This window comes from Sinomicrobium halophytocola, from assembly GCF_052983395.1.
Map to the genome: position 1 here is coordinate 153,618 of NZ_JBRKIT010000028.1, position 23,590 is coordinate 177,207.

At 41.4% G+C, this 23,590-nt stretch carries 24 protein-coding genes and 1 pseudogene; 22 read left to right on the forward strand and 3 right to left on the reverse strand.

The features are described 5' to 3' along the window. The first annotated feature begins 18 nt into the window (after window positions 1-18). The 8 genes and pseudogenes from ACVBDY_RS11590 (at window position 19) to ACVBDY_RS11625 (ending at window position 7,338) form a co-directional block, all read left to right on the forward strand. Window positions 19-771: a glycosyltransferase family 2 protein gene (locus ACVBDY_RS11590; protein WP_447175646.1), complete on the forward strand. Its 753-nt coding sequence runs from the start codon at window positions 19-21 to the stop codon at window positions 769-771. Between the two features lie 91 nt (window positions 772-862). Continuing rightward, window positions 863-1,693, forward strand: coding sequence for a glycosyltransferase family protein (locus tag ACVBDY_RS11595; protein ID WP_447175647.1), 831 nt, complete (start codon window positions 863-865; stop codon window positions 1,691-1,693). A 45-nt stretch (window positions 1,694-1,738) separates the two neighbouring features. Then, window positions 1,739-2,299, forward strand: coding sequence for an L-threonylcarbamoyladenylate synthase (locus ACVBDY_RS11600; protein ID WP_447175648.1), 561 nt, complete (start codon window positions 1,739-1,741; stop codon window positions 2,297-2,299). 194 nt (window positions 2,300-2,493) lie between these two features. Continuing rightward, a pseudogene (locus ACVBDY_RS11605) lies at window positions 2,494-2,745 on the forward strand (GxxExxY protein). A 48-nt stretch (window positions 2,746-2,793) separates the two neighbouring features. Next, the gene (locus tag ACVBDY_RS11610; protein ID WP_447175649.1) at window positions 2,794-4,245 is read left to right on the forward strand and encodes a CCA tRNA nucleotidyltransferase; all 1,452 of its coding nucleotides are present in this window, start codon (window positions 2,794-2,796) and stop codon (window positions 4,243-4,245) included. A gap of 232 nt (window positions 4,246-4,477) precedes the next feature. Further along, window positions 4,478-5,515, forward strand: coding sequence for a COX15/CtaA family protein (locus ACVBDY_RS11615; RefSeq protein WP_447175650.1), 1,038 nt, complete (start codon window positions 4,478-4,480; stop codon window positions 5,513-5,515). 72 nt (window positions 5,516-5,587) lie between these two features. Then, complete coding sequence (locus ACVBDY_RS11620; RefSeq protein WP_447175651.1) at window positions 5,588-6,097, forward strand: IS1096 element passenger TnpR family protein; 510 nt, start codon at window positions 5,588-5,590, stop codon at window positions 6,095-6,097. A gap of 182 nt (window positions 6,098-6,279) precedes the next feature. Continuing rightward, window positions 6,280-7,338 carry a nucleoid-associated protein gene (locus tag ACVBDY_RS11625; RefSeq protein ID WP_447175652.1) on the forward strand — a complete coding sequence of 353 codons (1,059 nt, stop codon included), beginning with the start codon at window positions 6,280-6,282 and terminating at the stop codon, window positions 7,336-7,338. 117 nt (window positions 7,339-7,455) lie between these two features. On the opposite strand, the gene ACVBDY_RS11630 is transcribed toward ACVBDY_RS11625, so the two are convergent. Then, window positions 7,456-8,532 carry a hypothetical protein gene (locus tag ACVBDY_RS11630; protein WP_447175793.1) on the reverse strand — a complete coding sequence of 359 codons (1,077 nt, stop codon included), beginning with the start codon at window positions 8,530-8,532 and terminating at the stop codon, window positions 7,456-7,458. Window positions 8,533-8,770: 238 nt separating this feature from the next. On the opposite strand from ACVBDY_RS11630, the gene ACVBDY_RS11635 reads away from it, so the two are divergent. The 10 genes from ACVBDY_RS11635 (at window position 8,771) to ACVBDY_RS11680 (ending at window position 15,818) form a co-directional block, all read left to right on the forward strand. After that, complete coding sequence (locus ACVBDY_RS11635) at window positions 8,771-9,664, forward strand: ABC transporter ATP-binding protein (protein WP_447175653.1); 894 nt, start codon at window positions 8,771-8,773, stop codon at window positions 9,662-9,664. A 222-nt stretch (window positions 9,665-9,886) separates the two neighbouring features. Continuing rightward, window positions 9,887-10,717, forward strand: coding sequence for an ABC transporter permease (locus ACVBDY_RS11640; protein ID WP_447175654.1), 831 nt, complete (start codon window positions 9,887-9,889; stop codon window positions 10,715-10,717). 296 nt (window positions 10,718-11,013) lie between these two features. Then, window positions 11,014-11,565 (forward strand): hypothetical protein, encoded by a 552-nt coding sequence (locus ACVBDY_RS11645; RefSeq protein WP_447175655.1) that lies wholly within the window; start codon window positions 11,014-11,016, stop codon window positions 11,563-11,565. Window positions 11,566-11,639: 74 nt separating this feature from the next. Then, the gene (locus ACVBDY_RS11650) at window positions 11,640-12,344 is read left to right on the forward strand and encodes a hypothetical protein (protein WP_447175656.1); all 705 of its coding nucleotides are present in this window, start codon (window positions 11,640-11,642) and stop codon (window positions 12,342-12,344) included. A 433-nt stretch (window positions 12,345-12,777) separates the two neighbouring features. Further along, window positions 12,778-12,969 (forward strand): hypothetical protein, encoded by a 192-nt coding sequence (locus tag ACVBDY_RS11655; RefSeq protein ID WP_447175657.1) that lies wholly within the window; start codon window positions 12,778-12,780, stop codon window positions 12,967-12,969. A 107-nt stretch (window positions 12,970-13,076) separates the two neighbouring features. After that, window positions 13,077-13,247: a hypothetical protein gene (locus ACVBDY_RS11660; protein WP_447175658.1), complete on the forward strand. Its 171-nt coding sequence runs from the start codon at window positions 13,077-13,079 to the stop codon at window positions 13,245-13,247. A gap of 137 nt (window positions 13,248-13,384) precedes the next feature. Continuing rightward, a complete protein-coding gene (locus tag ACVBDY_RS11665) occupies window positions 13,385-13,594 on the forward strand; it encodes a hypothetical protein (RefSeq protein WP_447175659.1) in 210 nt (69 codons plus the stop codon). Between the two features lie 655 nt (window positions 13,595-14,249). Next, the gene (locus tag ACVBDY_RS11670) at window positions 14,250-14,810 is read left to right on the forward strand and encodes a helix-turn-helix domain-containing protein (protein WP_447175660.1); all 561 of its coding nucleotides are present in this window, start codon (window positions 14,250-14,252) and stop codon (window positions 14,808-14,810) included. A gap of 97 nt (window positions 14,811-14,907) precedes the next feature. Next, entirely contained in the window at window positions 14,908-15,144 is a 237-nt protein-coding gene (locus ACVBDY_RS11675; RefSeq protein ID WP_447175661.1) for a hypothetical protein, read from the forward strand. 323 nt (window positions 15,145-15,467) lie between these two features. Beyond that, window positions 15,468-15,818, forward strand: coding sequence for a cupin domain-containing protein (locus tag ACVBDY_RS11680; RefSeq protein WP_447175662.1), 351 nt, complete (start codon window positions 15,468-15,470; stop codon window positions 15,816-15,818). A gap of 178 nt (window positions 15,819-15,996) precedes the next feature. Here the strand turns inward: ACVBDY_RS11680 and ACVBDY_RS11685 are convergent, their stop codons facing one another. Beyond that, the gene (locus tag ACVBDY_RS11685; protein WP_447175663.1) at window positions 15,997-16,578 is read right to left on the reverse strand and encodes a YdeI/OmpD-associated family protein; all 582 of its coding nucleotides are present in this window, start codon (window positions 16,576-16,578) and stop codon (window positions 15,997-15,999) included. Window positions 16,579-16,948: 370 nt separating this feature from the next. Between ACVBDY_RS11685 and ACVBDY_RS11690 the strand changes: the two genes are divergently transcribed. From ACVBDY_RS11690 to ACVBDY_RS11705, 4 genes are all read left to right on the forward strand, one after another. Then, on the forward strand, window positions 16,949-18,985 hold the full coding sequence (locus tag ACVBDY_RS11690) for a hypothetical protein (protein ID WP_447175664.1): 2,037 nt from the start codon (window positions 16,949-16,951) through the stop codon (window positions 18,983-18,985). A gap of 204 nt (window positions 18,986-19,189) precedes the next feature. Next, on the forward strand, window positions 19,190-19,741 hold the full coding sequence (locus ACVBDY_RS11695; RefSeq protein WP_447175665.1) for a DUF4251 domain-containing protein: 552 nt from the start codon (window positions 19,190-19,192) through the stop codon (window positions 19,739-19,741). A gap of 125 nt (window positions 19,742-19,866) precedes the next feature. Next, window positions 19,867-20,343, forward strand: coding sequence for a nucleoside deaminase (locus ACVBDY_RS11700; protein WP_447175666.1), 477 nt, complete (start codon window positions 19,867-19,869; stop codon window positions 20,341-20,343). A gap of 228 nt (window positions 20,344-20,571) precedes the next feature. Next, a complete protein-coding gene (locus ACVBDY_RS11705) occupies window positions 20,572-21,324 on the forward strand; it encodes a GLPGLI family protein (protein WP_447175667.1) in 753 nt (250 codons plus the stop codon). Between the two features lie 22 nt (window positions 21,325-21,346). Here ACVBDY_RS11705 and ACVBDY_RS11710 read toward each other — a convergent pair whose 3' ends face one another. Continuing rightward, the gene (locus ACVBDY_RS11710) at window positions 21,347-23,155 is read right to left on the reverse strand and encodes a hypothetical protein (RefSeq protein WP_447175668.1); all 1,809 of its coding nucleotides are present in this window, start codon (window positions 23,153-23,155) and stop codon (window positions 21,347-21,349) included. Window positions 23,156-23,590: the final 435 nt, after the last annotated feature.

The window sequence follows — 23,590 nt, forward strand, 5'->3', positions numbered from 1 at the left end:
GACTAAAAATCGGTAAAATTGACGAAACTCACTATCATTATACCTACCTTAAACGAGGAAGAATTTATAGAACAGGCTATTTTATCTGCAACATTTGCCGATGAAATACTGATTATTGATTCGTTCAGTGATGACCGCACTCTGGAAATTGCCAAACAACATACGGTAAGTATTTATCAAAGAAAATTCGATGACTTTTCCAGCCAGAAAAACTATGCTATCGACCAGGCAAAAAATGACTGGATATTTATCCTGGATGCCGACGAAGTTATTGATCCCGGACTCCGGGAAGAAATAATATCGGAGCTTGGAAAAGAGGAACCCTGTGCCGCTTATGAAATAAGAACAGTACGTATATTCATGGCAAGGCAAATGAAGTACGGTACTGCCAAAAATGATACTAAAACCTTATTGTTCCACAAGAAATATTGCAGATTCGGCACCAAACTGGTACATGAAAATCTGGTCGTAGAAGGCAAGACAGGAGCCTTGAAGAACTATATCCTGCATTATACCTACCGGGGGTTCGATCATTTTATCGGAAAAAAAAATCACTATGCATGGTTACAAGCCAGAGAAATGTTTGCCAAAGGTAAAAAAGCAAACCTATTTCACATCCTGATAAAACCGTCTTTCCGCTTCTTCAGTGAATACATTCTGAAAAGAGGATTCATGGATCGTTTTCCAGGATTTGTAAGCGCCTATATAAATTCCTATGGCGTAATGTCCCGGTATATAAAATTATGGCTGCTACAACACAAACAAAAGTAATTGATGTACAAATCGTCTGAAATTCACACTATAACCGGGCATGCAGCGAAAAAATGCTTGTATCATCCTTATAATTAAGCAACTACAACGTATGAAAGTCAAGGAAATACCGCCTTCCATATACCACACCTTAAAATTACGTGCCATACCGGCCAACAAACTTAGGCATAAAACAGGAAAAGAAATTCCGGTGATCGTTTCGCTGACCACCATCCCTTTCCGTCTGAATAAACTACATATTGTCATACGAAGCATTTTAACGCAGGACACCAGGCCTCAAAAAATTATTTTGTGGCTCCATGAATCTCTGAAAAACCAGCTCCCTGACAGTCTGAAAGTATTGGAAGGAGATATTTTTGAGGTAAGGTTCTCCACACTCGATTGTCCGCATTTGAAGCTGGTCGAATCTTTAAAATCCTTCCCGGACAAGGTTATCGTAACCTGTGATGATGATTTTATTTACCCGAAAGACTGGCTTACGACATTATACGACGAGCACCTGAAAAAACCGGAAACCGTAGTAGCTATTACAACAAGGCTTATCCGGTATGACCGCGACGGCAATGTTCTTCCCTACAAAAACTGGAATTACAAAGATGTTTCGGGGATCGATAAAAAGGCTGTTCTACCTATTGGTTCCTCAGGCGTTTTATATCCTCCGGATAGTTTTCACCCATCCGTGACTGACGAAAAGTTGTTTTTAAAGCTTTCTCCGAAAGCGGACGACCTGTGGTTTAAAGCCATGTCCCTTTTGAATAATACGCCATCGGCAAAAGTAATGGGATATAATAAGGAAGTGATCCCGATCATAGGAACGCAAGGAGTAAGTCTGAAAAAACAAAACATCCGGCAGGACAAGAACAGGGAACAATGGCAGGCCCTGGCCAATCATTTTGGCATAACACTGTTTAAAGACCATTAGCAATCTGTCAAAAGTAATATATAATAAACAATAGTATCCGGTAAAATGCAAGACGAAATCAACAACGCCGTATCTGTACTCCGGGAAGGAGGACTCCTCCTCTATCCAACCGATACCGTATGGGGAATAGGCTGCGATGCTACCAATGCCAAAGCCGTTGCCAAAGTGTATACATTAAAAAAAAGACCGGATGCCAAAGCACTCATTTGCCTGGTATCCGATGTTCCTATGCTCGAAAAGTACATTCCGGAAATAGCGGATGTCACCTATGATATCATAGACCTTGCCACCAGACCCACAACCATTATTTATGACAATCCCGTTGGCATCGCCCCCAACCTGGTAGCACCGGACAATACCCTTGCTATAAGAGTGGCATCCGATGCCTTCTGTCAACGGCTCATCCGTAAATTCGGGAAACCGCTGGTTTCCACATCGGCAAATATCAGCGGCGCACCCACTCCGCAATCCTATGCCAAAATAAGTGACGAAATTTTAAAAGGTGTAGACTATGTAGTAAATTTGCACCGCGAAAACAAAGGAGGTCAGCCGTCTTCTATCATTAAGATCAGTAAAGACGGGGTCGTAAAGATCATCCGGAAGTAGTTTTTTGCCACGGATGCACGGATGTTTTTGTTTTTCTGCCTGGCGGCAACGAGGAACTGAAGTTCTTATAGTCTTGTCAGGAAAATTAAAAAGGATGAAGTATATTCACCAACCAATCACACCAACATGGCTGATTTAATTTTAAAGAAGAAAGCTATACGATCATCGGAACATTATTCGAAGTATATAACCATTTGGGACATGGCTTTTCCGAAATTGTTTATAAAGATGCCATCGAACACGAATTTAAATCTAAAGGTATTCCCTTTGAAAGGGAAAAATAGTACAGGGTAAATTATAAAGATATTGTTTTACCCCATAAATTTTATGCGGATTTTGTCGTATTCGATAAAATAGTTTTGGAGATCAAATGTGTAGAGAGTATACAAGATACTCATACGGCACAATGTATTAATTATTTAAAAGTGTCCGGTTGGCTTTATTAGCCAATTTTCACAAAGACCTGCTGGACCACAAAAAACATTAGTGCATCCGTGGCAACACAAAAAGAATTTAAGGTGACTGTACAGAATTATAAAGAAGCATTACAACAGGATATTTTCAAGGTAATATCAGAAGCCGCTGCCGAGCTGGATGTGGACAGCTATGTTATAGGCGGTTTTGTACGGGATTACCTGTTGCAGCGCGATATTCCCAAAGATATTGATGTCGTCGCCATAGGCAGCGGCATAGAACTGGCCAAAAAAGTAGCCGGAAAATTGCCGAAGAAACCTAAAGTACAGGTGTTTAAAAATTTCGGTACGGCCATGCTTCGCTGGAACGACCTGGAAGTTGAGTTTGTAGGTGCAAGAAAGGAAAGTTACCGTTCGGACAGCCGTAAGCCCATTGTGGAAAACGGTACCCTGCAAGATGATCAGAACCGTCGCGATTTTACCATCAATGCTTTGGCACTGTCCTTACACAAAGAAAGTTTCGGCGATCTGCTGGACTCTTTCGGGGGCGTTGACGATCTGAAACAAAAACTGATACGCACACCTCTCGATCCGGATATTACCTATTCCGATGATCCGCTGCGGATGCTCAGGGCCATTCGTTTTGCTTCGCAATTAAACTTTAAGATCTTTCCTGATTCGCTCGAAGCCATTTCCCGGAACAAAGAAAGGATAAAGATCATATCTAAAGAACGTGTCGTAGACGAATTGAACAAAATACTCAAATGCGACAAACCTTCCATCGGTCTAAGCCTGCTTTTCAAAACCGGACTTCTTCACATTATCCTCCCCGAACTCACCAGGCTGCAAGGCATTGAAGAAAAAGAAGGACAACGGCATAAAGACAACTTCTGGCATACGCTCGAAGTGGTAGACAACATATCCGAAAACACCGACGACCTGTGGCTCCGGTGGGCGGCACTCCTGCACGATATAGGGAAAGCCCCCACCAAAAGATTTGACAAAAAAATAGGATGGACTTTCCACGGACATGAATTCGTAGGCTCCAAAATGGTATTCAAGCTCTTTAAACGGCTGAGAATGCCGCTCAATGAAAAGATGAAGTTCGTTCAGAAAATGGTGTTAATGAGCTCCAGGCCCATTGTATTGGCACAGGATACGGTTACGGACTCTGCCGTGCGCCGCCTGGTATTCGATGCCGGCGATCATGTAGAAGACCTTATGACCTTGTGTGAAGCGGACATTACTACCAAAAATCCAAAGAAGTTCAAAAAATATCATTATAATTTCCAGATCGTCAGGCAAAAGATCGTGGAAGTGGAAGAACGCGACCATATCCGTAATTTCCAGCCACCCATAAGCGGAGAGGACATTATGAAAACCTTTAACCTGAAACCTTCCCGTGAAATAGGCCTTATCAAAGAAGCTATTAAAGAAGCTATCCTGGAAGGGGAAATCCCCAACGAATACGAAGCCGCCCGCGACTTTATGCTGAAGAAGGGCATGGAGTTGGGATTAGAACCGGGAGAATAAGGTGGTTTAGTTGTGAAGTTTGGGAGCTAATTTGGTTATTGAATTATTTAGGCAGACAATAAAGTTAAAAAAGGGAGCTTATCCCGGAAAGCAAGGCCCCTGACCAACATTCCGCAAGGAACCATATAAATCATTAGTGTATCCGTGGCAACTAACAAATACCGGAAAAAACATAATCCAATCCATAAAACACCGTTCTTAAATATCGTGGTAAACACATAAAAACAACAACATGCGCGTGTGGCTTAAAAAGAATTTCAGAACCATAACCAAAACGACGCTTATCCTCGTGTACATGGTTATCGTTGCCGGTGCCCTGGTCCGTATGACCGGGAGCGGCATGGGCTGTCCGGACTGGCCCAAATGTTTCGGGTATTACATTCCCCCTACGGAAGAATCACAATTGCTGTGGCATGCGGACAAAACGTATAAAAAAGGACAGGTTATCATCCGGAACGAATCGTTGCAGGTCGCAAAAACCAATTTTACGGCTTCCGGCACCTACAATCCTGACAACTGGGCACTATACACCAAACACAACTATGCGGTGTTTAATCCCAAACATACCTGGATAGAATACATCAACCGGCTTTGCGGGGCACTTGCCGGGATGGCTACGCTTTTTATGGCTGTGGCTTCCTTTGTTTATTGGAAAGAAAAACGCAGCGTCACCCTGCTCTCCTGGCTCACCGTTTTCGGTATGGGCTTCCAGGCCTGGTTAGGGGCTACCGTCGTGTATTCCGTTCTCGCTCCGGTAAAGATCACCATTCACATGGTTATGGCACTGGCCATCGTAGCCCTTATCCTGTATATCCTCCACCTTACCAGGGTGGTTAAAAGCAAGTATAAGACAGACAGGCTTTTCACCAATCTCATCCGGCTGGCCCTTTTCCTCACGCTCATACAGGTAGTACTGGGTACGCAAGTAAGGCAGTTTGTAGACGAACAGGTAAAAATAGTTGGAGATACCGCCCGCGACCTGTGGCTCCAAAATCCGGGGCTGGACTTTTACATACACCGTTCTTTTTCCATACTGGTGCTGGCCGTTAATGTATTCCTGTTTATCCTCAACCGTAGCAGGCAACTGCATTTTGTCCGTGTAAACTGGGTGATGCTACTAATTTTATTGGAGATCATCAGCGGTGTGACTATGGCCTATTTAGATTTTCCGTTTGCTTCGCAGCCCTTGCACCTAGTCCTGGCATCCGTTCTGTTCGGGGTGCAGTATTATCTGTTGCTCGATACGCGGCATGCAGCGAAATCTTTGTAACTTTACAGGCTCAAAAGTTACCATTTCAATGGCAGGAACGTACATAACACACAGAAATACAACCTATAAGATATGATTTATAAATTCAGGATAATATTAGATGCAGAAGAAGACGTTTTCAGAGATGTAGAAATAGAATCCGGGGATTCCATGGAGGAGTTTCACAATACCATTACCCAGGCTTTCGGTTTTGAAGGTTCGGAGATGGCCTCTTTCTATCTCAGTAACGAAGAATGGCACCAGGGTGAGGAAATTGCTCTTTTTGATATGGGCGACGGACTGGAAGATATTCGCCTGATGGGCGAAACTACACTGGCAGATGTCGTAAACGAAGAAAATAACAGGCTTATCTACGTATATGACTTTCTGAACATGTGGACTTTCTTTGTCGAACTAGCGGATATCGCCGGGAAAGAGGACGGCAGGTCCTACCCCAATCTCCTGTTCGCCCACGGACAGCTTCCGGAATTCCCACCCGAAAAGCAATTTGAGTCCGAGGAAGGCGTGAACGATGATTTTAACGACTTCGGCATGGACATAGACGACTATGATAACCTGGACTTTGACGAAAACTGGAATTGAAAAAGTTGAGGAGTTGGGAGTTATGGAGTTATGGAGTTATGGAGAACGGGCCAGGTAACAGCAAAACTCCGACTTATGACTAAAATAATAAACACACGTTAACACATTAACAAAATCTACAATCGCCACCGATATTCCATCCGAAAACAATGGATTCGTGGCAAACAACACGATAAAACCATATGCTGAACCTGTATCCTTCTCAAATAGAAAGCCTTTCCGTACACCGGGTAGGTAATAAAAGTAGAAACGAAGGCATATTCCTTTCGCGTGAACCCTATCTTCTCAATGATGAGATTACAGGGATACTCAAGGAATACTTCCTTAAACCTTTCCGGGAAAAGGAAGAGAACTACTTTCGTTTTGCCAACGAGGTAGATGTGGAATTCCACCCGTTGTTTGAAATTATTTCCAATATATTTCTGGAACCGGCAACCGTACATGAAAACTCCAAAAAAATCGCCACCCATCTTTTTGACCAGTCCAACCATCCTCACATTAAAAGCGGGGAAGTGTATGTGGCCCATTTCAGCGATATGGTGCTGGATAACCAGAAGGTCGATGCCATCGGTGTTTTCAAAAGCGAATTAAAGCACGACTTCCTGCAGTTCCGCGAAGAAGAAAGCAACCTGGATATTGTTATTCAGCAGGGCGTTAATATCAACAAACTGGATAAAGGTTGTATCATCTTCAATACCAATCGCGAAGAAGGTTATAAAATCCTCTCCGTAGACAGCAACCGTTACGACACCAAGTACTGGCTGGAAAACTTTTTGGGTGTAGATGCGCTTACGGACGAAAATTTCATCACCAAAAAATACCTGAAATTTTGCCAGGACTTTGCCAAAGACGTAGTGCTTCCGGCAGAAGACAAAAAACAGGAAGTGATGTTTATGAACCGTGCCGTAAATCACTTTGCAAAGAACGACGACTTCGAAGAAACCAACTTCCTCAACGAAGTCATGGACAACCCGGAACTTATCCCCGAGTTCAAACATTACAAAGTAGAAAAAGGACCAAAATACCATATCGAAGACGTATCCAGCTTCCCCATAGCTAACAAAGCGGTTACGGAAGCGCGAAAGAAAATCAAGAACGTCATTAACCTGGATACCAACATCCAGATAAAAATGGACTTCGTAAACCCCGAATCCGCCGAAAAGTTCGTGGAAAAAGGCTGGGACGAAGAAAAGCAGATGTATTACTACCTGGTGTACTTCAACCGGGAAGAGAAGAGTTAAGTAGATGTTAGATAGCGGCTTTTATAGCATACTATTTTAGTAGATGACAAAAACACATCCTATAAAGAGTGAACTTACGGGTTCACTCTTTTTTATTGGGGAGTTTTCTATTAGCCATTAAGTCTTCCTTCTAAACAATCCCCTGGTATTGATATCCTCATAATTACGTTTTACGAAATCAAGGGCGGCTTCGAGAATCTGTCCCATATTGGTAGCTTTTTTAAATTCCACATCCTGTACAAAACGCAGGATCTCCATTTTTAGCCTTTCCACATTTTCGGGGACGGATAGGGTGTCGTTCTTCGCACAGGAAAGCAGTTCTTCCATCCGTTCGTTGTAACTGATAAGCCTTTTGGCTACGATGGACCGCTCTTCAACCTTATACTGGTCTACCGAACTTCGCTGTAATTTGTCGCGCACCATGTTTACCATAGTATTGTTCTCCTTAAAAAACTGGGGGCGGTATACCTTAAACTTACCTTCAAAGCTTTGCTGGTCAAAATCTATGGCCCGGATGCGGTACACTACATGATCAAAGTCATGGGTAGATACGATGACGTAATTATACGACCGCATATCGCCCAGCAGGCGTATCATACAACGCTCATTAAACTTTACGAACTCTTTGGCGATCTGCGCTTTTTCCATCTCCGTGCAATTGGGCAGGAAGTCCTTGATAAACACATCGCCGGGAATGCCTGCTATATGCTCTTCTATAAGCGTATCCTTGTACACCAGGAAGTTCAGGTTGTACGGTGAGAGCATGTGCTCCAGTTCCAGGCCGTATATACGGGAGGCATCGGCTTTTTTTACGTAGAAATAGGTATAGTTGTCGTTCAGCACGTTACGGACCTTAACGCGAAAGGGTTTGGAGTTACCGAATGTACAGTAATCTATGGCATCTACATTCAAGAACTGTAAAATACGATCGCTACCGTCCGAGTGCAGGATGGAATACACCCTTTTAAGGCTCATGTCTATCTCCTCACGGTCAAATTCATTGTAAAAGACACGTATCCACAGGGTATCTTCATCATTTTTATCGTACACCACCACAGAACCGGAAAACCGGAGGAGGTCATCATAAAAGATGGGTATCTTAATATCCCGGTTATATTCTTTCAGGTACCCGTGCAACTGTTCCGTTACCGGGTAGGCGGGTTTCTTCTTCGACATGAGCTTCTCTTCGGACATCGGCTTGGTATAAAAGGATTCTGTATTCAAACTTACACATTTTTTCAGGTAGGATACGACAACAGTGTGCGAAAAAAAATTCCGGAAATTCTGCGAAGGCTTGTAACAAAATCGTACTTTACCCGTCATGTTTATTATAAAGACTTTAGTTCATGAGAAAATTTGTTTTCAATCGGTTGTCGGAAAATCTTCCCGGACCGATTTTGTCATGTACTGAAAAACCTAAAAACCATATATTTTGGAAACCATTTTAAGCATTCATAACCTCACCAAAAAGTTCGGCTATCTCACCGCGGTGCGCGATCTTTCTTTTACCATCGAAAAAGGGAATGTATACGGCATCCTGGGGCCAAACGGCAGCGGAAAATCCACCACCCTGGGCATTGTCCTGAATGTAGTGAATAAGACTTCGGGAGATTTCAACTGGTTCGAGGGAAAAGTGTCTACGCACAATGCCCTTAAAAAAGTAGGCGCCATTATTGAGCGGCCTAATTTCTACCCGTACATGTCCGCCGAAAAAAACCTGGAGCTGGTATGTAAGATCAAGGGAGTGCCTTATGAAAAGATACAGGAAAAACTCGAAGTGGTCGGCCTGGCAGATCGTAAAGACAGTAAGTTTAGGACCTATTCGCTGGGAATGAAACAACGTCTGGCCATAGCTTCTGCCCTGCTCAACGACCCGGAGATACTCATTCTGGACGAGCCGACCAACGGACTGGACCCGCAGGGGATACATCAGATAAGACAACTCATCAAACAGATTGCGGCAAACGGCACCACCATTCTCCTGGCCTCTCACCTGCTGGACGAAGTAGAGAAAGTATGCTCTCATGTGGTCATACTCCGCAAGGGAGAAAAACTATACTCCGGACGGGTAGATGAGATGATTGCCAGTCATGGCTTTTTTGAATTCAAATGCTCGGAACGGGAAAAAGCTATCACCCTGATGCAAAACAATCCTGCCTTCCGGGAGATCAAGGAAGAGAACGACCTCATTACCGCTTTTCTCAACGAACCCATGGAAGCGGAGACCTTTAACCGTTTTATGTTCGACAACGGTATTGTCCTCTCCCATCTTGTAAAACGTAAGGAAAACCTGGAAGAACAGTTCCTGGCACTTACGGGAAGTTGATGTGGGTTGATGAGTTAATGGGTTACTGAGTTATTAAGGAATCTGGCTGGTAATTTTTTGAGATGATCGTAAAAAACACCATTCCCATGATAAAAGAATATCTCCAAACTACTATGATAAACGCTCAAAAAAAGTCCCGCAAGGGACAACTAAAAAAACATTAGTGTATCAGTGGCTAACACTAAGAACTAACAAACTAAAAGACTAAAAAACTATAAAAGTATGCTTCGTTTATTACAGATAGAATTCATAAAACTGTGGAACAACCGGGCCAGTAAGTTCCTTATTGTGTCCTATTTTGTGCTGCTGACTTCCATAGCCCTTATCGCCGCTATTAAGTTTGATATCGGCCCCATAAAATTCCACCTGGCCGAGCAGGGTATTTTTAATTTCCCCTACATCTGGCACTTCAACACCTACGTAGCGGCCTTTTTAAAACTATTCCTGGCCATCGTTATCGTATCCATGACCGCCAACGAATACAGCAATAAGACCATTAAACAAAACCTGATCGACGGCCTCAGCAAATGGGAGTTTATTTACTCCAAGTTCCTCACTGTCCTGAGCTTTGCCGCCATATCCACAGTGTTTATCTTTGCAGTGTCCATGATCCTGGGGCTTATATATTCCGATTTTAACGAAGTGTCCATCATCTTTTCCGACCTGGAATACCTCCTGGCCTATTTTATAAAGCTGGTGGGCTTTTTCTCATTCTGTCTTTTCCTGGGCATCCTGATCAAACGATCGGCTTTTGCGCTAGGTTTCCTGATCCTGTGGCAGATCCTCGAAGGGATTTTCTACATGGTCATCCGCTGGCAGTCAGACGGCACTATCGCCGGGGCTGTGGCTCAATTCTTTCCGCTGAATGCTATGAGCAACCTCATCAAAGAACCCTGGACGCGACTATCGGCCGTAAGGACAGCCGCCAGCCAAATGGGTGAAGAACTTTCCAGGGATTATGCCGTACATTGGTATGAAGTAGGCATTGTACTCGTCTGGATCTCCCTGTTTATCTACTGGTCTTATGTTCTGCTCAAAAAACGCGACCTGTAAACATCCGCTTTCAACTATACATCATATACCAAAGACACAAAACAACTTTTCGCCTGTTTTGTGTCTTTGTTTTTTTCGGAATGTATGCAGAAAAGAAAGCATACCCGGGAATAAAGTGGACGTCCCTATAGCTAAAGTAAGCATCCCCATAATCAAAGTAGACACCCCTATTAGTAAAGTTGGCATCCCTCCAAGTAAAGTTAGCATCCCCCGGTATAAAGTTGGTATCCCTCCATGTAAAGTAGGCATCCCCCGGTGTAAAGTTGACATCCCCCATTGTAAAAAGCGTTTGCAACATGCAAGAAAGGGCATTACAAATGCCAGGTAAATCGGCACTCGTTGCAAACGAGCGCCAGGGAGTCTTTGGTTTTTCAGTATATATGCAGAGCTCGTTTGAGCAAAGTGGAAATAAGTACCTTTATATCACAAACCAAACTCTTTATCATATGAAAGTTTACGTAAAATGTACCTGTTGTTCAGAGGAAATCGGATACCGAACATATACCCATACTCGGGTTGAATTTGCCATGCGCGAAGGAGAAACAAAATCACTGACTTGTAAAAAGTGTAAGACAAAAGCAGATTATCACGTTGATACATTCTATGCCAAAACTTCTAAAACAGCCTTAGTTATCACTGCTATCATTTTATTTATAGGAACTCCTTTGGCTTTTTTACTAATAATTCCGGTAATCAATACTTCCGGAAGACACTACACTACTTATATTGTAGGTGGATTTCTATTGATTCCCATTATTTCTTATACGATAATCAATCAGCAAGATATAAGACGGGTAAGTGATTTTAATAAGCGTAAATTAAAAGGACGTATCCATAATATTGGATGAAAACCCCACGGATGCATATTTTAGTAAAATAAATACCCATCATACAAAATGTTTGCACCACACAAAGATTCAAAATGAAACAAAAAATACTCTTCCGAACCTTAATGATTCTTTTTGTCATTTCGAGTCATTTAGTTTACGGGCAAAAAGGAGAAGCCGTATTAATTTTAAAAGACAGTACAAAAATTAAAGGAACCGGAGAAATTAGCGGTATATCTTCTGTCGTTTCTATCAAATTCGGAAATGACACGTTAAAATACAGAACGTACAAACCTAAAGAAGCTATAGGAATTGATATCCTGGAAAAAAACTACTACAGAAAATTCAGGTATAAATATATAGATGATAAAAAATTCCCAGAGGTTCTGGAAATAGTATCCATTGATAGTTTAAGTCTATATGTTCGTATTTATGAACAGCGTATTCTATCAAATTCCTATAGTCCGGAACCAGTTATTATAATCGGAAAAGAATATGTCCAAAACATAAAGTTGGACAACGGAAAGGAAATTAGCGTTGGCTTCAGCAGAAATGTATATTACAATATTAACTTTCCTAGATATAGTTATTACGTGGGACAAGGGGCAAGTAATCACGTAGAACATTTATACACCAAAGGTTTGCCTTTGGCAAAAGGATTTAAAAAATCCATAAAGACCTATTTTAAAGATTGTCCCGAACTGGTTAAAAAAGTCGAAAACAAAGAATTTTCAAATAGTGAAGTTTGGAAAGTTTTAGATTTTTATAACCTGAACTGTTTTAAAGCAAAAAATAACTAAAATATTAATTTAAGACTCCCCCACACTGGTTTGAGCAATGCGGAAATGAACGACAGATCGAGCCATATAAACTGTAATCCACACATTTCTAATAAAAACAAAATCTCTATAAAAAACACCATACTGCAAGGTTTGTGCAGTGAATCGTGGTACCTTTAAGATATATTTCAATTTAATGCCTGACTCATTGCCACTTCATACCTCTTAGAAGACCCCGTTCCGACAGATATGACCAAAAGATGAAATCGGGAAATACCTGTGAACGGAGAGAAAGTGATACGTTACCACCAAAAAGATTTTTTTTTAGATTTTATAAATTTTACAATTCATTGAATGTGATATTTTTTCAATTGAAAAAATATCCTATATCTAAAGTCGTAAAATAATACCGTGTTCCAAATTTGCATGAATGTCTAACTTAATTCTATGGGATATGAAAAAATCAGAGTATTACGGAGTTCAGGAACTGAATGAAGTAGAATTACAGAATATTAATGGTGGAGTCTCCATTGGAGATGCCTTAGAACTGATAAACGGAATTCTGGACATTGTCCTGAGTTTTATGAATGCCGCAATAGCGGCCGTAGAAGATTATGTGAATGATTTTCTCAACGGGCAGGGATAAACCTGGTCGGCTTCCGGAAAAAACAAAAAAGGTATAACAACCTTAATCTGTGATATACTAAAAATCTTAGTATAAAATTTCTTTGTATAACTTAAATCTTACTTATTATGAAAAATTTAAAAGATTATGGCGTTCAAGATCTGAATGCAAAAGAATTACGTGAAACCAACGGAGGACTAGTTGGCCTGGACGGGATTATCAATTTGGTAACAGGTATTATAGGAACTGTAGTAAGCCTTGTTACCGGACTATTGGGAGGACTCCTGGGAGGTATATGAACTAAACGACTCCTGATCGCAGGTCCGGAAGTTCCGGGAGACTAATAGATTCCGGAATAAAAGTTCATTTCACCTATTGGTCAAATATTGCTTTGAATGAATAATTAATTTTATGTGTAACTTAAATCTTATGTATCATGAAAAGTTTAGACAATTATGGTGTTCAGGAATTGAATTCCGGTGAATTACAAGCCATTAACGGAGGCGTAGACCTCGGCCAGGTTATTGGATTGATAACAGGGGTTCTGGGTACAATTACCGGAGTAGTTGGTGGAATTGTTTCCGTAATAGGCAGCATTGTAACACTCACTTTAGGTCTTATTGGCGGAATAGGCGATCTGGGGTAAAAACCCTTACGAAAAAATTCCTGCCTATGGTATACATCAAAATTCTTCAACCCTTTTTGTACATAAAGTGCAAAAGATATGTATATCATTAGCATTTTGGAGGAGGAATTTTGAATCCAGAAAGTCAGTAAAGTAAAAAAGACAAAACCCCGGCAATAACTTTAAAATTATTGCCGGGGTTTTATTGCGCATAAAATCAGGAATTACAGAAATTGGCAACAGGAAAGGCTTCATAAACATATAAAGTTTATATTTATAGTAATTCTCACTTCAAAACTTGTCAAAAAAGCACAAAAAATCATGTATTTTATAGGTGGAATACGGATCAACACACTGAAATTCAAATATCGTGACCTTAGACTATGCTTGTTAAGTTGATAGATTCCGATTAAAATTACTTATCCTATTCACATTTGTTCATGAAATGCCCATAAATAAAATTGTCATCCCTCCCGAGAGCTTTCGGGACGACATAATTACTTTGGGCATTACTCACGACATTTTGATTTTATATGATGGAGTTCGTGAAACCTAACGCAGTGGTTCAGTCTAGCTAATCTTCGGTTTTCATCTTACCTATTAAAAGCAATTGCAAAGCACATTAATGATCTCCACTATGAAATAAACAATAAGTGAGCTAAATAAAAAAGAACAGATGAAATTATATGTAAAATATATGGTGAGTTTGCGATGTAAACTTATGGTAAAACAAGAGTTGGAAAAACTCGGATTAAACCATATAAGCATTGAACTTGGTATGATAGAAACCAAGGATGAAATAACGGATGAGCAGATACAAAAACTGAAGGAAAACTTAGCTATGTCAGGCCTGGAATTGCTGGATGATAAAAAAAGTATCCTTGTCGATAAAATAAAAAGTGTTATCATAGAAATGATACACTATGCCGAAGAAATTCCCAAAGGAAACTATTCCGATTACATCAGTGAAAAACTCGGTTATAATTACATCTATTTATCCAATCTGTTTTCAGAAGTCAAAGGTATAACCATACAACATTTTATCATTAAACATAAGGTAGAGAAAGCAAAAGAACTTATACTGTATGACCAATTAAACCTCACCGAAATCTCGTACAGGCTACATTACAGTAGTGTTGCCCACCTGTCTAACCAATTCAAAAAAGTAACCGGGCATTCTCCTTCATTCTATAAAAAACTCGGCGAAAAAAGAAAGGGTAACCTGGAAAACCTGTAACATGTGTAACGTTCTGTTTTAGTTGTGTAACATATCCTATAGTATTAGTGTCATCTTTGTATTAGTACAATGAAGTACGTATTAAAATTACAATCTCATGGAAAACAGAAATAAACAGGGAGTGAACAAAACAAGTGAACTCTTTAAGGTTCAAGGCGATTGGGGAAAACAATCCACTGCCTTAAAAGAAAAATATCCGAAACTTACCAGCGAAGATGTAAAATTTGAAACCGGCAAAGAAACGGATTTATTCAAAAGACTGGAAACCCGGCTGGAAAAAAACCGCAATGAAGTTATAGGTATTTTAAAAACAAACCATCAGGCTTGTTCTTAATATAATCGAGGTTAGTTAAAATCTAACTTTCATGAAAAGGACAGTACTTAAACAGACTGTTCTTTTCTTGTTTTCCGAAACCTGTGATATATGTAAATTATAATAGTAGTTCTGTAACAGAAATTATACTTTTCACCTTAATTTTCTCCAAAGGAGAATTAACAATTTAATATCGAAAATCATGTCAAAAGAAAAAAAGGGTTCACAAAAGAATACCAAGACTCCTGCCACAAAAACGGCAAAAGAAAAAAAGCAGGCCAAAGCAGACAAGAAAAACTCTAAAAGGTCCGAATAATCCATATTCACCAAAAATGTACAGGGCCATGAAAAATGATGAATTTAAAAAATTAATAGCTTTTAAAATTAAAGATAAGGTGGATTATGTTTCAAACACCATAGTCACAAAACATATTCTAAATCAAAAAACCGGGAACATCATGGCCCTGGCTATAGACTATGGTAAGGTCTATATCCCGAAAGTAACACCCTTTGCAACATTTATCCAGATTATCGAAGGGGAAGCCGAAGTGGTTATCAACGAACAATCAACGTATCTACAAAATGGCGATTGTATGATTATTCCCGGGCACACTCCCAATACCATAGAAGCTAATCAAAGATTTAAAATGCTTTCGTTTATTTTAAAAAGCGGTTATGATGAATTAGAAATATAGCCTAAAAACAAGGGATGTAGTGTGTGTCAAAGTAAACCCTGAACGACTCTCTGATGGTTAGGGTATTTGCAAGAAGAGTTTACTATTGTGATGTAAAAAATCATCCGGAAGAAAAAAAAGATTTATTTTGAAAGGGAAATAACAGCTTTTAGTCAATTATAAATCTTCTGTTTTTTACTTATCTGAATGGTCTGGGTTTAAACTTTTGACCAGCACTTTCCACAATTTCCCTGATGCGCTTTTGCCTGGTCTCTTCCCGTTTTGCAAGTACAAGCCACTGCAAAATATTTTTTTTAACCGATTTGCTCAAACTTAAAAAGAAGTCTTTCGAACCGGGTCGAGTTGTAAATCCTTCCTCCAGGTCCTCAGGAATGATAAGTGCCTCAACGTCGTCTAAAATGGCCCAGGAGCCATTTTGTTTTGCAATTTCTATACTTTTCAGCCCTGCCCCGGTCATACTTCCGTTCGCAATAAGCCTTTCGACTTTTTCTTTATTCACTTTGGACCACGTACTAACGGCTTTTCGCTTACAGAAAAACTGCATATATTTCTCATCATCAATAGGTTTTGCTTTACTGTCAATCCATCCGAAACACAGCGCCTCATCCACGGCTTCACTCCAGGAGATCGTGGGCATACCGGATTTCTTTTTATAACGAATGAGCCAGACCGATGCTTTCCTGTCGTGGTTTTCCTCTAACCATGCTCTCCATTGCCGCCCATTGCCCGGGTAAAAGGTTTCGGTTGCTGAATTAATCATAGGTCATCATATTACAGTTCTGAGCAAATATAGAACAGGGTTGTGACAACACTATGTCAGGAGCAGGAATTTAAATGGATGTTATCAATCAAAATATATTGCCTTTTTGCAATGGCCCGTAAGGGCATTACGAATGCCCGATAGCTCAGCATTCCCTGCAAACATACGTCAAGGTTAAGCTATCCCATAATCCGTAGACCAGACACCTTCCATCTCCGTCTATCCGTGGCTAAAATATATGGAAACTAAAGTAGTTTCAATGAAACCACAGCGTTCCAAACCTTGAACAATAACCAGCAAACTTTCATCATAAATTCTTATATTTACGAAAAACCTTACACAAAAACCCAATAACAGTAAACTTTAACCTATGAACCTACCAACCAAATTTTCTATGAAAATGGCAGTTGTATTGCTGCCGCTGTTTTTGCTAGTAGCCCTTCCAACAACGGCCCAGGTAACGTGGCCTTCCGGCCAGCTCCTTCCTTCCTTTCCCGCATCGGCTCAAACGCAGGACCTGATTATTCTTCGTGAAACATCTTCGCGCTGGCAAGGTGAAGGATCGGAACTCAGTCACAATACCGGGCGCTTAGAAAGTGACGGTTGGCTTTGCCAGACGGGGATCGACGAAGCCAACCAGCATATGATTTACGGCCCTTACGATACGAGCCTCCCCGGAGGCCCTAACGTAGCCGAATTCCGGATGAAGGTAGACAACAATACCGCCAATGATGATCCCATAGTGGATATCGATGTCAGGAATGCCACAACCGGGCAGGTATTGGCCTCACAGACCATTACCCGTACACAGTTTCCCGTTGCGGGCAACTACACGAACTTTACGCTGCCCTTTACCATTCCTGCGGACAATCAATCCACAGAATTACGAGTCTACTGGCATGGAACCTCGTATACGAAGGTAGATTGGGTTGGCGTACGGCAAAACAGTTCTTCTGCCGAAATGTACCTTTTTGCTTCGCTGAAAGGTATAGTAAACAAAACTCAGCCCCGCATCTTCTCCTATGAAGGTGATGCCTTTGCAGAAGGACAATACACCTGGCTGGAGTCCCTGGGCCTGGACTGGAATGAACCAGCGGACAAATGGGACCTGATTACCAAGTATGGTAACGAGATATCCGGTTTGATTGTTTATGACCCTGCACAGATACATACCGTAAACCTGGCAACCATGCTGGCCAAAGATCAGGGAGCACTTATTGCTTCGCCTTTACTACTGTCACGCTTAACGTCCGCACCGTATAACTTACCGATATTGGTCGATCTCCGGGGACAGTTCAGCAGTAAGCTACAGGTATATCAAACCATGTTTGACACCTATTGGCCAAACCTGGACCAGCGCCTGTTAATAGGTCTGAATCCCGACATACATAAAGCCGCACTGCGCGAATACGCCACGGCACTGGGGGCTGCGGTAATATGGCTGGATCCTAAAGTAAGCGGGGAAAGCGAACTGTTAAACAGTTTCTTCTCTTCCATGCCCGACGGGGCCAATTACATGGGCTGGTGGCCGGAAGAAGAACCGGGGGTACAAAGGGCTTCTTCCTATGGTATTACCACCATTGCCAGCGATTGGGCCACCAACCTCACAGTGCATAGCGGTATGCCCCGGACCATAAATGTGAAACCTGCTCCTCCGAAACCCGCATTGCAAAATAAACTCTATGTGGCTTTCATTATAAGCGATGGCGATAACTTACAGTATGTTGAACACCTTATGCGTAAGATATGGGGGAATTCCGATCGTGGTTCCGTTCCGATCGGGTGGACACTTTCGCCGGCCATGCTCGATGCCATGCCGGGGGCACTTAACTATTACTACGAAAGTGCAACCGACAATGACAACCTCATTTCCGGTCCCTCCGGGTACGGCTATACCTATCCTAACAACTGGCCCAGCCAGAATCTGTTGAACCAGTTTGTTATCAAGACCGAAGATTATAACCAACGCGCCGGTTTCCGGGTGATTACCATCTGGAACACCATTACCGGGGGCATTGACCAGAACGTAGGTCAAACCTTTGCCTCCCTTGCCCCTTCCCTACTCGGTTTAACGGCCCAGAATACGGGGGGAGGACTTACCATTTACGACAATGACCTTCCCGGAATGGCGCTTTCCTGTAACTATTGCACCAACGAACAGGCCATGAAAGACCATATTGCCAGTGCCGCATCCGGTTGGAGCGGTAACGAACCTCGTTTTATTATCATACAGGCACAGCCTTGGAATAACGTAACCCCCACAAGCTTTAAAAATGTATCCGAATCCCTCAACGAAGACTATGAAGTAGTGCGCCCGGACCATATTTTTCAGCTTATCCGGGAGGCAAATAACCTTCCTTCGAATAAAACAGGTAAGGGCCATACGCATAGGAATAAGCGGTTGTAAGGTATTGCGGGAAGTACAATTTTCCCCTCCGGTTAAATCGCTTCGTTCGATATATGAAACCGATGACAACAATAGTGATCATTTGTAATATATAATTTCTTCAAAAGTCCCTTGACCGGGACTTTTTTAATTATTGGATAGTAGACATAATGATAAATACCGGATAATTTCCTAACTTGTATAGCATCTTTAATATGTTGCCACATGAAACATCTTCATTATTTTACAAGTCTTCTGTTACTTGTCATGATCAGTAGTTGCGGCGCAACCAAAAATAACACTTCCGATTCCGGTGCCCTGACCGCATTGGATTCCCTAGTAAAGCAAAAACAAATCAGGATCGTCAACAACTGGGCATATCCTATGGCCACCAATGCCATGATGCAGGTTGGCATACTCCTTGGCCCCATGAACAACGCACAACGCATTAACCTTATTGGAAACCCGAATTACCTGGAGATCAAAGGAGATTCGGTAAAAGCCGAGCTGCCCTATTTCGGAGAACGACAAATGGGAGGCGGTTATAATCCGGATGGAGAAGGTATAAAATTTGATACGAAAATTTCGGATTGGGAAATGAATTATATAGCGAAGAAAAAACTGTACCGGATTAAGTTCAAGACCCGAAAAAACAGTGAATCCTTTAACGTTATCCTTGAAATGTACCCGAATAAAAGGACCATGCTCATGATAAACAGTACCCAAAGAAATCCTATAAGCTATGAAGGGACCACAACTTCTTTTGAAAAAGACTGACCAGTAGATCGTGCCGGAATTTATTTTCTCTAAAAAAAGCCTTTGTCAAAGTATTGTTTTTGTAAAAAACACCTGGTGTCCAACACAAGAAATTTATACATTTACTCCTGCAAGAAAGGATATATATGACAGAAGAAGATAAAAATTTTATGCGCAGAGCCATTGCCCTCGCCGGGGAAGGTATGAATGCCAATGCCGGGGGGCCTTTCGGTGCTGTTGTAGTAAAGGATGGCCAGATTATAGCCGAAGGATATAACCAGGTGACTTCGCATAACGACCCTACCGCTCATGCGGAAGTAACAGCTATCCGTAAAGCATGCGAAAAACTCGGGTCGTTCCAGCTTGAAGGTTGTGTCATATACACCTCATGCGAACCCTGCCCCATGTGCCTCGGTGCCATTTACTGGGCCAGGCCGCAAAAAGTATATTACGCACTCAACCGGGAAGATGCAGCCAAAATAGGTTTTGACGACCAGTATATCTATGACGAACTGGACAAAGCCATAACATCACGTCAAATAATCTTTGAAAACATTATACGTAACGAAGCACTGCCGGTTTTTGAAGCATGGAGCAGTAAGGAGAATAAAGTTGATTATTGAAAAATACTATCCCCCGGAAACTTTAAAGTTATGTACTATCTATAACTCTTCGTCCGGATTCCGACAGATCCGTCTCAAAACCCGATTTTCACTTTTCTCAAAGAACAAAAAAACGAGCTATATGCTATCCAAAAATTGTCTTTGGCAAAGAATTTGAGGGTGGAAATGCATTATTTTCTCCATGCGGATATCTGTAATTCTATATAAACCATACTTTAAATATACACCATGAAAAAAATTATCCTCCCGCTCATCGCATTAGTCTCCCTGCATTTCTCCCTTGCTCAAGATCTCAAAGCAAAAATCACTTATGAAGTAACCCTGGACAATACGGATTTCCATGATCGTTTGATCAAAGATACTACCATTACAGAATTTAGCAGAAATGCCCATTTGGAAGATATCCGTTCTACGAGTCCAATGAATTTCATCTTATATATTAATGGTAAAGAAGCTTTATACCAATGTGAATATGATTTGCAACAACAACGCAGTTTAGGATTTGGGTATAACCGTACTGGAAGCGTCGGACGAAGTGACAACGTTTATTATGTCAATTTGGGAACAGGAGAAAAGTACTATCAAAATTTCTTTACCAAAGAAGTAATCGTAGATATGGAAAAAGTAAACTGGATATTAACCAAAGAAACTAAAAAAATAGGAAAATATACTTGCTACAAAGCTACCGCCACTATAGATTCGGAACAAGAGCCAGGCATGGGGTTTATGACTCCTGTAGAGGCCTGGTACACCCCGGACATTGCCACATCGTTCGGAATTCAATATCTTCAGGGATTACCAGGTTTAACCTTAGAGCTGATAGCGGATCATAAAGATGGTAAGTTATTTTATAAAGTTACCGATATAGCATTAAACCCAAAACCAGATATTTATATCAAAAAACCTGAAGCAGAGCGTCGAATGTCACAGCAGAAATACCTTGCGTACCTCAAAAAACTAAATGAAAACAGGTTTCGATAAGTTATCCTTAGTTTTACCTCGCCTATTGTCTTCCGGACGTTAAAATCTCTTCCGTTTCCTGCATTTTTACCCTCGCGTCCGCAAGGCTTTTCAATATTTCTACTCTATTCTCTTCCGGAATATCCATTCCGGAAAAAAGTTTTTCGTAATACGTAATCCCTTCCGAAAGATTATCCTTAAAGCGTTTCACCTTTTTATCTGCCTGAACAGAAGGCTGTTCTTTAGTCTCTTTTGTCTCCTTTTCATAAGCTTCCAGGTATAATTCCAGTTCCTTGATAAACATATGCGGACGGTTTTTCGCAGCCAGGAGGTTTTCCCTCCCGTAAATATGCCCCACCATTTCCTGCAGGGTTGCCTGCTTGTCAAAATAAGCGATATTCGGCCCGGGACAAATAACCACACCTTGTGTTTCCCCTTTTACCGGAAGGTCATTCTCCAGGTAGGCAGCATTGGCCAGACCGACACACAAACAGGATTTCTCCGTAATCCGGTTCTTCTCTTCCCGGTAAGCTGCGGGAGAGAGGACTTCCATATCCAGGACCTTCAATTGCGCCTCCTGGTATTTACGCGATGCCGTACAAATTTGTTTTTCCCCGTTAAAAGTTTGCAGGGCAAGGTATTTTTTCGGGCAGGAACTTCCCGGCCTGTTTTTGGCAATGCGGGCATCCCTTAGTTGTTGATTGGTCGTGTTCTTTACAGTATGGAACGGAACGCCAAGAGGTGAGATTTCACTAAGGTACAGATCTTCTTCCATGGCATTCGTCAGCAGGTTCCGGGTTTCCGTATCTACTGCCGTAGCCTCCTCTACCAATAAAAAAGGAGATCCCCACCCTACACTATTTACCTGGTAATAATCTAGCAGGAATTGATGCTCCCCGGCAGTTCCCACTCCTCCCTGTACGGTAATCTTTAATTCCGGTTGTTCCGCGGGGATTATCTTCCCTTTACTTTCCAGGACTTTACAAACCGTTTCGTATGCCAAAGTTTCCAGTTGTGATTTCTTCTCCCGGAACTCTTCCAGGATAGGCCCCAGCAAATAGCCATCACTGGCAAAGGCATGCCCGCCACAATTGAGCCCGGACTCGATACGGAACTCCGATACCCACAATCCCTTTTGCGCCAGGAAACGACTTTGCACTTGGGCCGACCGGAAATCGCTTACCTTTAAAACAATTTTCTTTTTCAGGTTTCCGTCCGTGTCCGGAAAAAAATCTTCGAAATTCTCCATATAAGAGTACAACCGGGGATTCATCCCCGCGGAAAGGATCAGCGACGAATTCAAATTGCTCTGCGCAAAACCCCGTAACGCTGCATGGGCATCGTTGAATTCGACAGGTAGCACCTCTCCATTGCTATAGTTCTCTTTATCTACTTTAGTCATTATATTGACATCAATAGCCCCGGGATACAATACTTTGCTCAGGTATTCTGCAATACTTTCCTTTAAAATCATACCGCCTTCCGTTAACTCCTGAAGTCTTTTCTTTATACTGTTCCCATCCGGTAAGATACTATGGAAATACTCCTGCACGGAACTGCTCGTAGCCAGTTCCTGCTTAAATGTGTTGAATTTTTGCTGTACTATGTTTTCTACGAGGTTCAGGTAATTGGTAATTCGTTTTGCCCGGTAATCCAGTACCTTTTTGGTCGTTTCCCGGTAAGGAAAATTGAACTTTTTACTGTAAAAGGCATTCATGCGTTCTACAAGCTCATCATCCACGATAGATATCACCGAATCAATCCCGTATTGTGCTACACGAACAGGTGTGTCTATGGTAAATGCCAGTCCCATTACGGGAATATGAAAAGTATGCAATGTCTGGTTGTTCATCCTTGTTTCGCTGTTTTAATAGAGAATAAGCGCTAAAGATGCGATGATCCATCCGGGCAGAAAATGACAATTGTCATATGCTCCCATTTTATGTCAGAAAACAAAAATCGTGAAAGCCTTACTCGAAATCATAGAAATATAAAAACCAAAGGATTACTTGTGGTAATTCTCGAAAACGCCTAAATATTTTAAAGGAGGGGCATATAATTTTCTTCATCTTGTACGTCCATCCTATGACAATCTTTAATTTATAATCCATTCCTGATAGATTAATTCAGATATACTATCGCACTTCCTTGTATACTAAATTAAAGATCTCTCCACCTTAAATACATAACACACATATATGCCATATCAGCTACGTACACGGAAAATAAGATTATATTTTATATTTTAAAAAGTATTTTATTACAATTATTTAACATATTTTTGGTA

Bases quoted from the DNA above. Each gene is read 5' to 3' on its own strand.
- ACVBDY_RS11695 (WP_447175665.1), top strand. From the start codon at position 19,190: ATGAAACATCTTCATTATTTTACAAGTCTTCTGTTACTTGTCATGATC.
- ACVBDY_RS11630 (WP_447175793.1), bottom strand. From the start codon at position 8,532: ATGTCCGAAGAGAAGCTCATGTCGAAGAAGAAACCCGCCTACCCGGTA.
- ACVBDY_RS11615 (WP_447175650.1), top strand. From the start codon at position 4,478: ATGCGCGTGTGGCTTAAAAAGAATTTCAGAACCATAACCAAAACGACG.
- ACVBDY_RS11640 (WP_447175654.1), top strand. From the start codon at position 9,887: ATGCTTCGTTTATTACAGATAGAATTCATAAAACTGTGGAACAACCGG.
- ACVBDY_RS11620 (WP_447175651.1), top strand. From the start codon at position 5,588: ATGATTTATAAATTCAGGATAATATTAGATGCAGAAGAAGACGTTTTC.
- ACVBDY_RS11650 (WP_447175656.1), top strand. From the start codon at position 11,640: ATGAAACAAAAAATACTCTTCCGAACCTTAATGATTCTTTTTGTCATT.
- ACVBDY_RS11595 (WP_447175647.1), top strand. From the start codon at position 863: ATGAAAGTCAAGGAAATACCGCCTTCCATATACCACACCTTAAAATTA.
- ACVBDY_RS11660 (WP_447175658.1), top strand. From the start codon at position 13,077: ATGAAAAATTTAAAAGATTATGGCGTTCAAGATCTGAATGCAAAAGAA.
- ACVBDY_RS11655 (WP_447175657.1), top strand. From the start codon at position 12,778: ATGAAAAAATCAGAGTATTACGGAGTTCAGGAACTGAATGAAGTAGAA.
- ACVBDY_RS11710 (WP_447175668.1), bottom strand. From the start codon at position 23,155: ATGAACAACCAGACATTGCATACTTTTCATATTCCCGTAATGGGACTG.
- ACVBDY_RS11670 (WP_447175660.1), top strand. From the start codon at position 14,250: ATGAAATTATATGTAAAATATATGGTGAGTTTGCGATGTAAACTTATG.
- ACVBDY_RS11645 (WP_447175655.1), top strand. From the start codon at position 11,014: ATGCAAGAAAGGGCATTACAAATGCCAGGTAAATCGGCACTCGTTGCA.
- ACVBDY_RS11675 (WP_447175661.1), top strand. From the start codon at position 14,908: ATGGAAAACAGAAATAAACAGGGAGTGAACAAAACAAGTGAACTCTTT.
- ACVBDY_RS11700 (WP_447175666.1), top strand. From the start codon at position 19,867: ATGACAGAAGAAGATAAAAATTTTATGCGCAGAGCCATTGCCCTCGCC.
- ACVBDY_RS11685 (WP_447175663.1), bottom strand. From the start codon at position 16,578: ATGATTAATTCAGCAACCGAAACCTTTTACCCGGGCAATGGGCGGCAA.
- ACVBDY_RS11705 (WP_447175667.1), top strand. From the start codon at position 20,572: ATGAAAAAAATTATCCTCCCGCTCATCGCATTAGTCTCCCTGCATTTC.
- ACVBDY_RS11680 (WP_447175662.1), top strand. From the start codon at position 15,468: ATGAAAAATGATGAATTTAAAAAATTAATAGCTTTTAAAATTAAAGAT.
- ACVBDY_RS11600 (WP_447175648.1), top strand. From the start codon at position 1,739: ATGCAAGACGAAATCAACAACGCCGTATCTGTACTCCGGGAAGGAGGA.
- ACVBDY_RS11625 (WP_447175652.1), top strand. From the start codon at position 6,280: ATGCTGAACCTGTATCCTTCTCAAATAGAAAGCCTTTCCGTACACCGG.
- ACVBDY_RS11690 (WP_447175664.1), top strand. From the start codon at position 16,949: ATGAACCTACCAACCAAATTTTCTATGAAAATGGCAGTTGTATTGCTG.
- ACVBDY_RS11665 (WP_447175659.1), top strand. From the start codon at position 13,385: ATGAAAAGTTTAGACAATTATGGTGTTCAGGAATTGAATTCCGGTGAA.